Annotated in this window: 9 protein-coding genes and 1 pseudogene; 5 read left to right on the forward strand and 5 right to left on the reverse strand. The window is 68.8% G+C overall.

From position 1 onward, the window contains the following. Positions 1–10: 10 nt before the first annotated feature. A complete protein-coding gene (locus E2E34_RS11035) occupies positions 11–1,261 on the reverse strand; it encodes a cytochrome P450 (RefSeq protein WP_244315628.1) in 1,251 nt (416 codons plus the stop codon). A gap of 432 nt (positions 1,262–1,693) precedes the next feature. Here E2E34_RS11035 and E2E34_RS11040 point away from each other — a divergent pair. Together E2E34_RS11040 and E2E34_RS36370 are read left to right on the forward strand one after the other, a co-directional pair. After that, positions 1,694–1,919, forward strand: a pseudogene (locus E2E34_RS11040) (SpoIIE family protein phosphatase); the annotation flags it as partial. A 495-nt stretch (positions 1,920–2,414) separates the two neighbouring features. Next, the gene (locus E2E34_RS36370; RefSeq protein ID WP_244315630.1) at positions 2,415–3,218 is read left to right on the forward strand and encodes a PP2C family protein-serine/threonine phosphatase; all 804 of its coding nucleotides are present in this window, start codon (positions 2,415–2,417) and stop codon (positions 3,216–3,218) included. Between the two features lie 560 nt (positions 3,219–3,778). On the opposite strand, the gene E2E34_RS11050 is transcribed toward E2E34_RS36370, so the two are convergent. Then, positions 3,779–4,429, reverse strand: a complete 651-nt coding sequence (locus E2E34_RS11050) for a YwqG family protein (protein WP_138901716.1) — start codon at positions 4,427–4,429, stop codon at positions 3,779–3,781. A gap of 1,342 nt (positions 4,430–5,771) precedes the next feature. Continuing rightward, complete coding sequence (locus tag E2E34_RS11055) at positions 5,772–6,059, reverse strand: hypothetical protein (protein ID WP_138901717.1); 288 nt, start codon at positions 6,057–6,059, stop codon at positions 5,772–5,774. A gap of 1,610 nt (positions 6,060–7,669) precedes the next feature. On the opposite strand from E2E34_RS11055, the gene E2E34_RS11060 reads away from it, so the two are divergent. Next, positions 7,670–7,882 carry a DUF6207 family protein gene (locus tag E2E34_RS11060; RefSeq protein ID WP_138901718.1) on the forward strand — a complete coding sequence of 71 codons (213 nt, stop codon included), beginning with the start codon at positions 7,670–7,672 and terminating at the stop codon, positions 7,880–7,882. 151 nt (positions 7,883–8,033) lie between these two features. Here the strand turns inward: E2E34_RS11060 and E2E34_RS11065 are convergent, their stop codons facing one another. After that, entirely contained in the window at positions 8,034–8,510 is a 477-nt protein-coding gene (locus E2E34_RS11065) for a lamin tail domain-containing protein (protein ID WP_138901719.1), read from the reverse strand. A gap of 680 nt (positions 8,511–9,190) precedes the next feature. Here E2E34_RS11065 and E2E34_RS11070 point away from each other — a divergent pair. Both E2E34_RS11070 and E2E34_RS11075 read left to right on the forward strand, forming a co-directional pair. Then, positions 9,191–9,646, forward strand: a complete 456-nt coding sequence (locus E2E34_RS11070; protein ID WP_138901720.1) for a hypothetical protein — start codon at positions 9,191–9,193, stop codon at positions 9,644–9,646. A 411-nt stretch (positions 9,647–10,057) separates the two neighbouring features. After that, positions 10,058–10,258, forward strand: coding sequence for a hypothetical protein (locus E2E34_RS11075; RefSeq protein WP_138901721.1), 201 nt, complete (start codon positions 10,058–10,060; stop codon positions 10,256–10,258). 1,371 nt (positions 10,259–11,629) lie between these two features. Here the strand turns inward: E2E34_RS11075 and E2E34_RS11080 are convergent. Next, positions 11,630–12,382, reverse strand: a complete 753-nt coding sequence (locus E2E34_RS11080) for a TetR/AcrR family transcriptional regulator (protein WP_138901722.1) — start codon at positions 12,380–12,382, stop codon at positions 11,630–11,632. Between the last annotated feature and the right edge of the window lie 19 nt (positions 12,383–12,401).

A 12,401-nucleotide genomic window follows, 5' to 3' on the forward strand; every position in this document is an offset into this window, starting at 1 on the left:
GCCGGGGTTCTCATCGTTCCTGTCCCGCGACAGGCCCGGGCATGGCGGCCGGAGGCGTGCGGCGCGTGGGGATCAGGGGCCCAGCCTTGGGGGTGAGGAGGAAGCGGGGCAGGGGCCGCAACGGCGAGGCAGTGGCCTTGCGCAGCTGCCAGCGGCTGCTGATCGTGGCGAGGGCGAGGACAGCCTCCGTCATGCCGTAGTGCTCACCCAGGCACTTGCGGCGCCCGCCTCCGAAGGCGGTGAACGCCTGGCGTTGGGCCGGGGTGCTCCGTTCAGGCAGCCACCGATCTGGGTCGAAGTCATCAGGGTCAGGGAAGACGGCGGGGTCGCGTTGCAAGGCGTAGGGGGAGATGATCACGTCCGCGCCGGCGGGGATGGTGAAGCCGGCGAGGACGGTCTGCTCCAGGGTGCTACGGCTGAGCATCCAGGTCGGCGGCCACAGCCGCAGTACCTCGGTGAGGATCTGGCGGGTGTAGGGCAGGCGCGCGACGTCGGCGTAGGTGGGAGTGCGTCCGGTGAGCTCGTGGTCCAGCTCCGTCCACAGCCGACTCTCCACGTCCGGGTGATCGGCCAGAGCATGGAGGGTCCAGGCGAGCAGGGAGGCGGTGGTCTCCACGCCCGCGGCGAGCACCGACAGGATCTGGTCACGTACCTCGGTATCGTCCAGCGGACGGCCGTCGTCATCGACCGCGGCCATCACCAGGGACAGCAGGTCGCCCCCCGGCGCCTGCCCTGCCCGGTACTGCGCGATCACGTGGCGAACGGCCGACTCCAGGCGGGCCTGTGCCTGATGGAAGCGGCGGTTGGCCGGCAGCGGAAGCCGGTGCAGCAGCGGCCAGGGCACCAGCATCTGGCGGAACATGCCCTCCAGCAGTACCGGCAGGGCTACGGCCATGGTGTCGGCCGCCGTACGGCCGTCTGGGGCCGCGATCAGGGTGCGCCCCACCACCCGGGCCGCCAACGCGTACATGCTCGTTTCCACATCGAGCCGCTCGCCTTCCCGCCACCCGCCGACCGCCTGCGCGATGCACTCACCCATCACCGGGGCATACCGGGTCACCTGGTCGCGGTGGAACGCAGGCCGCATCACCGGCTGCTGACGCCGATGATCGGCGTCGCTGCACGTGATCACACCATTGCCGACCAGGACCCGCGCCGTGTCCATGAACGGGCCGCCCTTGTCGAACACCGACGACACCAGCAGTTGGTGGACCGCCTCCGCATCGTTGACCAGATACACCGACCGCCCCGCGAGCTGCATCCTCACCACTGGCGGCCCTCCCCGCTGGGACGTGAGGAAGCCAAGGGGATCACGCACCAGGCGCGCCACGTGACCCAACCCCGGCACACCACCCGCCACCAGCTGAACCTGTTGAACCCCCACCGCGACACTCCCTCCGATCCCTGCCCCCGCAGCACGCCGGACGACGACCGCCCATCGGACCGCGCGCAAGAGAAACAGGACCGTTTCCTCTGACTCCACGGGCCACAGTCGTCACGCGCTGCCCGTAACGACGTGCCCACCCCGGCAGCTGCCCATACGCTGCCGCGGGGGCGCACGACAGCACTCCCGCAGCGCGCACACCGCGCACACCGCTCTACGACCCCGAGCGGCTGTGATCAGGCATCCTGGGGGCGATGTATCCGTCAGTCGCCCATGGGGCTACATGTTCTTGACAACGACCTGCGCGTAATGCGGGCAAACCTCAGTGCGGCCGGGATGCGCGGGGTTCAGGAATCGGACATTGTTGGCCGCCCCTTGGCGGAGGTCTACGCGCGCCAGTCCTGCCACGATCGAGCGCAGCGTTCGCCACGTGCTCGCCACGGGCGTCCCCGTTTACGACGTGCGGGTCCGCGGCTACCCACCGGCGGATCCGGACCGGGAACACGTCGCTTCCACCTCCATGTTTCGGCTGGAGAACGACGCCGGCGAGGCGACCGGCGTGGTGGCCGCCGCTGTCGACATCACGCAGCGCGAGCACGCCCGTGAACGCCTCGGCGTCCTCGACCACGCGCGCGGGCGCATCGGCCCCAGTCTCAATCCGTTGCAGTGTGCTCACGACCTTGCCGAGATCACCGTTCCCGTCCTGGCCGATGTCTCGGCGGTCGCGCTCACTGACGCGGTGCTTCGTGGGGCGGATGCGGAGACATCACTGACGGACGGACAACCGCAGTTGCGACGGGCGGCCGCGTGGCCGAGCGGCTCGGGGCAGGTCCCGGCGGTCGGCGCGGCCGTCGATACGGCGTCGTTCACTGATGTGCTGGGCCGGACCGATCCGCGCATCGAGCGGACCGGCGCCAACGATGACTCGCTCATCGTTCCTCTCGCCTGCCGAGGAGTACCGCTGGGTGTGGCTTGGTTCGGGCGACCGGAGCGCAGAGATGCGTTCGAGGCGGAGGACGTGCGGCTTGCGATGAACCTCGCGGCGCACACCGCCTTGTGCATCGACAACGCCCGGCGCTACGAACATGCGCACGCCGTGGCCCTCGCGCTGCAGGGACACCTGCTGCAGCCATCCCCCACCCGTCAGAACGCGGTGGACATCTCCCACCGCTATCTGCCCGCCGGCCAGGGGGCCGGTGCGTGGTTCGACGTCCTGCCCCTCGCCGGGGCACGGGTCGCCCTGGTGGTCGGGCCGGTCGAAGGTAAGGGCCCCGAGACAGCCGCTGCAATGGCTCAGTTGCGCTCGGCGGTCTACGCCTCGTCGGCCCTGGACCTCGACCCACACGAACTGGTGGCCCGGTTGGGCGACACAGTACCGCGACTCAAGGAAGAACGTCCGTCCGCCGCAGAATCCGACCACCTGGCCGTCGCGTGCGTCTACGCGGCGCATGACCCGGTAACGCTGGAGTGCTCCATCGCTCGTGCTGGCCGACAGGGACTGCTGATCGCAGGCCCGGACGGCACCTGGAACGATGCTCCGCTGCCCCAGACGCCCGCGTTGGGGCAGGACGGGCCGCCGTTCGCGACCGGCGAGTTTTCGCTTCCGCCTGGCAGCACCCTCCTCCTGCTCTCCGGCTCCCTCCTCCGGAACGCCGACGCCGGCCCTCTGGACCGGCTTCGCGAACGACTGTCCGGCCCCAGCGCTTCCTCGACGGATCAGACCATGGAGCGGGTGCTCGACACATTGCCCGGTGATCAGCCGGCCGTTCTGGTCGCGCGCACCCGAGCGCTCGATCCGGCCGATGTGGCGTCCTGGGACATCCCGCTGAGCTGAGCGCCGTCTCCCAGGCGCGCCGCCGCGCTACGTTGCACCCGACGAATCGGCGCTGTTCGCGGGGCAGCGGTCGACTTCGAGAGGGGCCTCGACGCGTTCCGCGACGGCGCCCGCACGCCGCTGGAGAAGTTCGACAACAACGGCAGCGGCACAAAAGGGTGACGCCGCCGCCTTTGCCCGCGCTCCGCCCCCTTGACGCTGAACACGGAGTGTGCTTGTCGGGGCCGAGGTGGTCGGTGATCCCGACCACCGATCGGACAGCGGCAGCCACTTCGTCAGCGGCTGACGGATGCCCCCTCATCTGTCAGCCGAAGGTTCTCGGCCTGCAGCCCGCACCACCAACTCGGGGATCAACTGACCGTCAACCGTCTTCGGCTGCTTCGGCTCAGGCGTCTCGGCGGTCTGGGCCTCCGTCACGTGCTACTGGACACCGAGGAATCTTCCTGGATCAGGGATTGTTCCGAACACTCACGGGGCCACCCCGGAGGAGGCTGTGGCGGAGGAGGAGAGCGGGGGCGGCCCGTCCGTGTAGGCGGCGGGGCCTGCCGCCGCAGGCGCGCTCAGTCCGTGAGGAAGGCGCCCTCGGAGCAGGGGCGGCAGACGAACACGTAGCCCAACTGGCCGCCGAGGTTCATCGCGGTCTGCCGGTCGATCCCCTCCTCCAAGTGTGCCGCGAATTCCGTCGTGCCGGAGCAGGATGGGCACCCGGGCAACCGGTCGTCGTCCAGGTAGGAGGGGCTGCCGCCGAGCGATCCGAGTACCTCGCGTTGCTTCCCGAACCGCTCGCCGGGCTCCCGCTCCCACCCTGAACGGGCGAGGTCGTATGTGTCACGCGGGAGATCGTCGCCGTCATCCTCCTCGGGTTCGAGCGTCACGACCCGGGTCGTGATCGCCGACACTGCGGGCAGCAGCGTCACGCCCTTCTCGGGTACGACCACCGGTACCAGTCCCGCGTGCGGGAAGAGAAGGACCCGATTCGCCCCGGAGGTCGCGTCCCACAGCTCGCAGGCGCCTGGATCGTTCTGGCACACGAACACCGACAGGACGCCGTCCTCGACCGGCAGATGCGCGAAGAACTGCATCGGCCCTCCGCAGTAGTCGCCGCACACCGGCCAGGTGAACCCCTCGGGGGCCAACGGCACACCCCCGGTACGTGGCACGTCTGCATCGGGCGCGGCCGTGCCGTCGTAGATCATCAAAGTTGCCTGCATGGAGGAAGGCTACGGGCAGTCGACAGTCCAGGATCCAGCATGCACAGTGCGCCGTCACGGATCGATGTACCCCGAGGAGGGAGCACTCCACGAGACCGGCGACGCCGGCGGCGGTAAACGGGGCAAGGACTGCGCGATGCTGATCCTCAGTCAGTTCTCCGCGCGTGTGCACGGCCCGTGCGGCGATGGCGCAGGCGGACTTGCTCTGTATGAGAGGGCCCTCACGGACCTGGTTCAGCTCATCGACGCACAGAGCAATGCCGATGAGACGGCGTGGTCGATCGCGGAATGCTCCGAGGCGGATACCCAGGCCGCCCTGGTGCCACCGGTGGAGGAAAGCCTGGTTCAGGCTAGCGAGCGCGTCCGCCGGCAGGGCCGTGGCGGACCTGATGTGGCGGGCGGTCGTGGGATCCACGGGGCGTACCTCCTGTGCCGTGCGAACAGCGGTCAGGCTACGGTCCGGGGCGGACAGGGCTCCGACGGCTGGGGCAGCCCGCGTGACACGGACGTCACAGTGCCGTTGGACTGCACGCCCCCGAACCGGGCTCGTCCTCCTCGATCAGGAATCCGGGTGGTGGCGGCGGAGGCAACCGCGGTCCCTGCTCCAGAAGGCGGCGGAGGTGCGGTGGCACCGGAGCTTTGACAATCGGGCTTGCCGGACCACGCTCCGGGAAACAGGCCATCATACCGCTGCTGACGTGTACCAACCCTATCTCCGGTGAGCCCCCCATGGGGGGCGCGTGTTCATACTCAGTCTCTTGTCCACAGCTAACGCAACGCATGTCACACCCCTGCTCCTGGGCCGGGCACCGCAAAATCGTGGCTCCTTGGTCCGCCAGCGGCGGCTTGATGTTCCTGGGGCTCGCGCAGCCTCACTACTTGGTCGTCGACGTTCCCCGGGCGGTTCCACGGGCGGCGTCGCCGCCACCGGTGGACTGCACGCTGACGCCCCCCGGTGGCGGTGTCCTCTCAGGGTTCAGCCCTCGTCGACGTACTCCCACAGGACCGGCGAGTTCGGTCATCGAACGCAGCGGAGACCGCCGCCGACGTATGGGAAACTTGCCTCTCGGAAGTGACTTGCTGATCGTGCGTGCTGGAAGCCTGAAGAACTCCCATCATCGCAGCTCACGAGGCACTTCCTCTTTCTAGAAGAGTTATCCACAGACGCCGGATCGGTGAATCAAGGCTAAGACAACCGTCAGCGAGCGCGCCCTGCACAGACGGACTCCCACGCTGCATCCTTCAGTTGCACTCGCGTCACGCAAGAAGGTCTACCGGCCCAGGTTTCGCCGTGAGGGCGGAGTCTGGGATTGCCACCGCCCGCTGTCGAGTCGAACTGAGGTCAGCCGAGACCACGATGAGCGGCCCACAACGCCCCGGCACGGCTGGCAGCATCGGAGACCAGGGCCGCCAGCTCGGGTTTATCGGGGACAGGGAAAGAGACATATGCGCCCCGACCACCACCGACTGGTCTGCCATAGGCCTTCACGGCTAGGTGACCGTCCGGGAGAAGCCGGACGTTGAGTGTGGTCAGCGTGAACGCTTCACCGCGTCGGGTGTCCGTCCAGCGGAGCGCCTGCGGTATCACGACATTGATCGCCAGAGCGCTTACTTCCAGGTCGCTGCTCATAGACGGATGATCTCACGCGACTCGACGCAGGCGGCCACCACCGGCCCACGCAGCAGGCAGTTCAATCACGACTCGATACGCGCCCAAGCTAGGCGCGCGGTTCCCGGCAGGCCTGCACGAACTCGGTGCAGATCCACACCGCCAGGGTGAGGACGCCGGCCAGTACCACGATGCCGACAAGGAACGGAACGATCACGCCGCCAGCATGTCAGGCGATCACCCCCGGCCCTCCAGGGCCCCCCATCGCCGGGGTGGAGCGGCTGGGAGCGTCCGCCGGACAGTCCTGCCGCGCACCTGCGCGTACGGGCCTGGGTGCTGGAGGTGCTGGGCGAGGCCAGCGGCCATGCACCGCGCGGACGGTGGAGTGTCTCCTGGAAGGTCGCCCTCTGCAGGCACGAGACCGGTCAATAGAGCCAGACGGCAACGTCATGGAATGACAGGAGCCCGGCAGACCCGGCACTAGGTGAACGCGTCAATCTGGGACGACCTAATCGAGGCGGGACCGGCTGGCCGCCGATCAGCTCGCCCTTGCGGAGCTGGGGATGGACTGGGCAGGGCCGGTGACGATCCCCCAGGCCGCCCCGGACAGCCTCTGACCGCCTCCCCTGCCGTGCACTGGGCCCCAGGCCTCTTGAAGCCTTGGGTCCGGTGCTGTGGCTGCGTGCCGGCCTATCCGGGCGGCGCGCTGTCTGGAGGATGGTTGGGCAGGTGGTAGGAACTTCACCAGTTCCAAGGGGGTCTCTCAGTGAAGTAGTCGGGGTTGTCGACTCCCCTTGTCCTGAAAGGCGCCTTGCGAGGCGCCCCCCGCTTCTGCCGACGTGACCACCGAGCGGTGCCCCCTCGCTGGGGCGGCGGCGTGTTCGGACCACCCTCGGACAGGGTGCTCGGATCGGAGCAGTACAGGACGTGGAAACCCGTGAAGCAGCCGGGCCTGGGAATGGGAGTGGCCCCGCGATCTCTGGGGGGGGTGAGATCGCGGGACCATCTCGGGGCCGGACAACGGGGGGGCGTCCGGCCGGGGGACTCATTGGTGCTGGTGCCCCGGTGAGTGAACGTTTATGCACAGCGTTAGATCACGTCTTGGTGGAAACGTCGAGCGCGGAGGCACCGGGGTTTCCCGACCGAAGCTGCTCCCCCATCACGGACTGCGGCCGGGTCGGCCACTGGAGGGCTGTACCCCTTCCCCGAATCTCGGCGCCTCGGCCACGGGGACGTCCAAGCGTTGCCGCATCAAGCGCGGCGGATGGCACCGCGCCCGGCGCTCGATCGCGGTGGCCTCGCTGACTTCCTCGACCCGTTCGGGGATGACCGGGCTGACGTGAAACGGTTCGCGGCTGCCCCGGCGCGGGAGAAGCACACGCCGGTCCTCAGGCGGCCGGAATCGGTCTGGCTGGCGTGGTCGGACGGTTGGCGGGCGCGTCCGGCTTGAGTCCGTCAGTCCTGGCGGCCGGGTGCGGCCGGCGGACCACTGCCGGCCGCCGGCTCAACAAGCGGCGCCGCACGCCTGCACGTCGTCCGGCTCTTCGCGGGCATCTCGGGCTACGTCGCCCGTACGGGTGGTCGTACGTCAGCCGGCGAACCACCCGTGCGACATGCGCGTCGGTCCAGGCATGGAACAGGTCGACGAGCAGCACATCCGCGAGCCGGGGCGGGTAGTCCTGGACATCACCGCCGCCGACGAAGAGACCATCCGCGCGGTGATGGACGGTCTGCAGCGGCAATGGGCCACCTCCGGCGTCACTCCGGTATGGCGCACCCCAGGGGAAGCCGGGGTCAAAGCGCGGATGTACGCGGACATCCGACACCCCGGCACGATGACGTAAGCCCGCCCGGTTGGGCTCAGAGCGACCACGCGCCGGTGCCGTGGGAAGCGTAGAACCGCCCTTGCGCGCACAGGCCGCGAAGAGGACGGCGCGCCGTTGGCGCGCCGCCCCCGTGGTGCCCGGTGCCCGCGGTCAGGTGCGGGCGGTGGGGTCAGCCGCGGTGGTGTCCGCCGCGGCCCCAGGACTCGGTGTCCACGACGCGGCCGCGGTCGTTGCGCAGGGTCGCGGTGTCGGCACGGTTGTCCCACATGTAGTGGCGGCGGTCCATGTAGAGGTCGGCACGGGTGTCGCGGCCGACACCGGTGTGGACCCGGACCGTCGCACGGCCGGCGAGGCGGACATGGTCGAAGCGGTAGCGGTTGCCGTCACGGTCGCGCAGCGTCCAGCCCTTGAGGTTGACCGCCTGCCGGTGGTTGTTGGTGATCTCGATCCACTCGCGGTTCAGCGACCGGTTCGACCGGTTCTCAGGCCCGGGGCTGTCGGCCTGGACGGCGCTGATCTCGACGCCCGGGCGCTGCCGCCGGTCCCCGTCGCGGTCCTGGGCCATGGCCGGCAGTGCGGCGGCGGAGACGATCGCGCCGGCCGCGAGAACGGTGGCGGCCAGACGGCGGGCGGAAGAAGCAGACATGAGTGATGTCCCCTCAGATCATGTGCACCACCAGCCAAAACCGGGCCGGCGGTGCGGTGCGGGTCTCGGTCCCTGTCGGTGCCGAGGACCCAAACTCTGGACCGCCGAACCTGCCAGTGGGGTATGCCTGACACCGTGTTACCGATTGCGGACATTTCTGTAACACGCGGATGTACAGCACATGAATGGACAGTTAGGCGTGAGCCTGACATGCACTGACAGCTACACCCACCCGTTGAACGTACACGGAAAGCGCTTGCATGCTCCGGCGCACCACCACACACGCCACCCAACGCGCCACCCCACCCGCCGACCCGGATCTTGGTAACAGCCGTTCTGCGCATCTCTGCGCATACCCATACGCACACCGCAAAAAAGCCCAAGGTGAGTACGCGAGGCAGGCGGCTCCTGCAGCGATGGGCGAACAGCCGCAGAACGCCGCCCTGACCAGCGGCTGCCCCCGAGAGCCACGCCTATGCCCGTTCCGGCGCCCGGCGCCATGAGTGGCCAGGGAGAGCGTCGTGAGCGACATGAGCCTGCGACGCATCTTCCGGTGAACTTCTTGCTAACGACCCCTTGCACTCTGGGTAACAAGTGGTGACAACATGTGACGAGCGGTGATGGTTACTGGTCGGAGCGGCTGTTCGCTCCGTCCGGTTCGGAGTACAGGGGTGGTCCGTATGGGGAACACAACGGTGGCGATGGAATGGCTGGCCGGCGCGGCGTTGGATCCGGTCGCCTGCGCCCGGCAGTGGCGGCGTCACCAGCCGGACGTCGCCCTGCTTCCGGCCGGCCGCCGGTGGGACGTCGTGATCACACCCGAGCGCCTGGGCTTCACCCTCTTACGCGCCATCAGCTCCTGTCGACTACGGCCCGGCCCGGTCCTGTTCGACACCTGCGCCAGGCTCACCGGGTTCTTCGTGCCGCCCGGCGCCACCACCGGCTGGTTCGCCTCCGGAATCCGCTGCGCCGGCACCGGTACCTGGATCGCCACCCCTTGGCCGCGACCCGCAGGCGGGCGTCTGCGCTGGCTCGTCCTGCCGGACGGCACCGGCGCCCTCCACGATCTGACCACCCTCGAACACCTCATGCACGACACAACAACCCACGACCCGACCGGCAACCATGCCGGCTAAAGCGAGCGGGGGCGGTGAGCGTCTGGTGTCAGCATCCTGCGAACGACACCACCCGATCGGGATGCGGTCAGACGGACTTCGTTTTCGCCCGCGGGGGAACCCAGCAGTGCATGATCGAGCCCTACGCACTGTCCGCCGACGCCCGCGAGTTCCACTGCCTGCCATCAACCACCCAGGCCCAGCGGTGCATCCGGTGCGGCGAACTGCGCTTCTACGAACCCGAAACCGGCGCCGCCCTATGGCCAGACCACCCCAGCTACTGCCCAGACGCCTCCCCCGCTCCCGCTGCAGACGGAGAAACCCCTTGAGCACCCCCCGACGCGACGGTCCGCCGGCACGAGGCACGTACCGATCCTGTGACAGTCCCCAGGCGTCGCCGTCCCCCCACCGCCGCACGCACGTTGTCAGACAATGACGCGAAATGACGACGCGGACCCCGCCGAACCCCTCAACAACTGGCCCACGCAAGCCCACCCACCCGAGAAGCCGGCGCCCGAAGCAGCCAGGCTGACGCGCGGACTGCGATTCCTGCGCCTCCTGCTCCTCACCCTGGCCATCCTCGCCGCCGTCCTGAGCTTCGCCACAGCACTGACCGACCTCGACCTGCCCTGACAACAGACCCGCTTCAGCCAGCCCCACGGCCGCTAGCGCATCCTTCCCCGCCAAGCCCCGCCGCCTCCTACGACTACGCGGCGGGGAACAGCGATGCGGTCACGCCCGGGGGTTACGCCGCCGCCGGCTGCGACTCGCTCCCGAAACAGGGCGGCGAGCGCAGAGACTCGCCGTCTGATCCGGGAGTGACGCTAACCGTCACGCGGCCAGCAGGTCAGCCCTGCGGCTTGGCGTTCCTGTTCTTGCCGGGTCTTGATGAGCGGGCTTGGTCGACTTCGGCTTCGCGCAGCTGTGCGCACCACCGACACTCCTCGTGAACCTCCTGGGAAGCGTCGCGCCGAGAGAGGCCGAACAACCCTGCTGTGTTACGTCCGATGCGGTACTCATCGCGCGAGTGATCCATGCCGCATCAAACGCCGCACACCGTCAAGCGCTATGGGGCAAGACCGTTCCCCCACACCGCTGTGACCAGCACGCCGAAACACTGCGATCACGTAACAGCTACGCCACACAGCGCGCCACAACCACCACCACCCACCCACCGACCGCAACCCGTGTTCATTACTGTCGCCCGTATCAGCATGAGTGGGGAAAGCTCGGGCGGCCGTGGCCTCTTTCTCCACCGGTCTCGCGGACGCCGACCGCCCCCCGTACATCGTTGTGACCACGCATTCAGCTGCGCTGACCGGCGCAGCGGTAGCCGGTTCTCTTCTCGGGGCCCCGGATGGTGAGGCGACGGAAGGCGGAGGATCGTCGATGACGGATTCAAGAATGTGACTTTGCGGCCAAAGGCCGCACGCACTGCCCCTGCTGATCACCAGCGAGGGCGTTGAGGAGCAACTACTTCCGCCAGCCAGGGACTCGCCCTCACACGCAGTGGAGTCAGCGAGCAAGGCGAAGTCCCGGGCGGCGTGTGACGGCTTCCGGGACTTCGACTGCTACTCCAAACCGCAGACGTTTTGGAGTCGACGCCTTCCACTGTGCAGGTCTTGGACATCGACCCGGCCTGCCGCTCCGCCACGGCCACCGCGTCTCACTCCATCGGCCGTCAAGTACACAGCCGCCATGGCGGCCGGCCCGGTCTTCGCGCGCCCAGGTGGTGTACGCACGGGACTCACTGCCGGCGCACGCCTCGGCGTGTCGAGGCACTGTGACGCCCGGCCGGGGAGCCAGCGACAGCGTCACCACCGCTTTCGCGCCAGAGTCGTTCGTTTCAGGGCACTGGTCGGCCGTATCGTAAGGGACGTCCCGCGCCTTGGTGATCAGGTGGTAGCCCGCAAGGCCCCATCCGAACCCGGGTTCGGTGAACGCCGTTGGCTGACGCTCACTCAGCCGCCGGGCCGATTGGCGAGGTTGAACAGCCGCGAACCGTCAGTGCTCCATGCGGCGGGTGGTGCGGGGCAGTGGGCCTCCCCGCAGCAGGGCGTCCAGGCCCGCCTCGAGTTCGACGGGGCCGCCCCGGTCGGCGAGGGTAATGGCTGTCGCCCGCAGGCGGGGGAATTCCCGTTCGGGTATGCGGTGGAGGCCAAGCCGGAAAGCCGGGTCGGTTTCGTCCGGGTCGTCGTCCATGGCGCGCAGCTCCACCAGGAGGTAGCCGAGCAGCCATGCGGTGAAGGCCCGGTGGATCCGCACGGCGCTGGGGTTGTCGAGGCCGGCGTCGTGGAGCAGTGCCAGTACATGCTCGTCGCTCCGCAGTATGGGCGGTGGTCTGCGTGCCAGTGGTGTGGCGAGCAGGCGCGCGCACATCAGCGGCACCACGTGGGGGTGGCGCAGGGCGACGTCGTAGGCGGCCAGGGCAATGCGGTGGAGTTCCGCGCGCCAGTCCTGGGCCGGTGACGGTGTGGGCCGTGGTCCGGGCGTCAGGTCATGGTCCAGTTCTCGGTAGAACTCCTCGACCACCCCGTCCAGCAACGCGTCCTTGCTGGGGGCGTACCGGTAGAGGGCCGTCGCCTCGACACCCAGTTCTGCGCCGAGCTTGCGCATGGTGAGCCCGGAGAGGCCGTCGCGATCGACCACGTCCAGGGCGACAGCCAGTATGCGTTCTCTCCTGAGCGGGCCGAAGCGGCCTTGGTCGCTTGCCCGCCGGCCCGGCCCGTCGGGCCCGGCGTTCGCTTGTTTCCCCATGACCGTCCTCCGCTTGACA

It is taken from the genome of Streptomyces albidochromogenes (assembly GCF_005981925.1).
GTDB lineage: Bacteria > Actinomycetota > Actinomycetes > Streptomycetales > Streptomycetaceae > Streptomyces > Streptomyces albidochromogenes.

Coding starts and splice junctions, on each gene's coding strand:
- E2E34_RS11035 (WP_244315628.1), bottom strand. CDS start 1,261: ATGCAGCTCGCGGGGCGGTCGGTGTATCTGGTCAACGATGCGGAGGCG.
- E2E34_RS36370 (WP_244315630.1), top strand. CDS start 2,415: ATGAACCTCGCGGCGCACACCGCCTTGTGCATCGACAACGCCCGGCGC.
- E2E34_RS11050 (WP_138901716.1), bottom strand. CDS start 4,429: ATGCAGGCAACTTTGATGATCTACGACGGCACGGCCGCGCCCGATGCA.
- E2E34_RS11055 (WP_138901717.1), bottom strand. CDS start 6,059: ATGAGCAGCGACCTGGAAGTAAGCGCTCTGGCGATCAATGTCGTGATA.
- E2E34_RS11060 (WP_138901718.1), top strand. CDS start 7,670: ATGGAACAGGTCGACGAGCAGCACATCCGCGAGCCGGGGCGGGTAGTC.
- E2E34_RS11065 (WP_138901719.1), bottom strand. CDS start 8,510: ATGTCTGCTTCTTCCGCCCGCCGTCTGGCCGCCACCGTTCTCGCGGCC.
- E2E34_RS11070 (WP_138901720.1), top strand. CDS start 9,191: ATGGGGAACACAACGGTGGCGATGGAATGGCTGGCCGGCGCGGCGTTG.
- E2E34_RS11075 (WP_138901721.1), top strand. CDS start 10,058: ATGACGCGAAATGACGACGCGGACCCCGCCGAACCCCTCAACAACTGG.
- E2E34_RS11080 (WP_138901722.1), bottom strand. CDS start 12,382: ATGGGGAAACAAGCGAACGCCGGGCCCGACGGGCCGGGCCGGCGGGCA.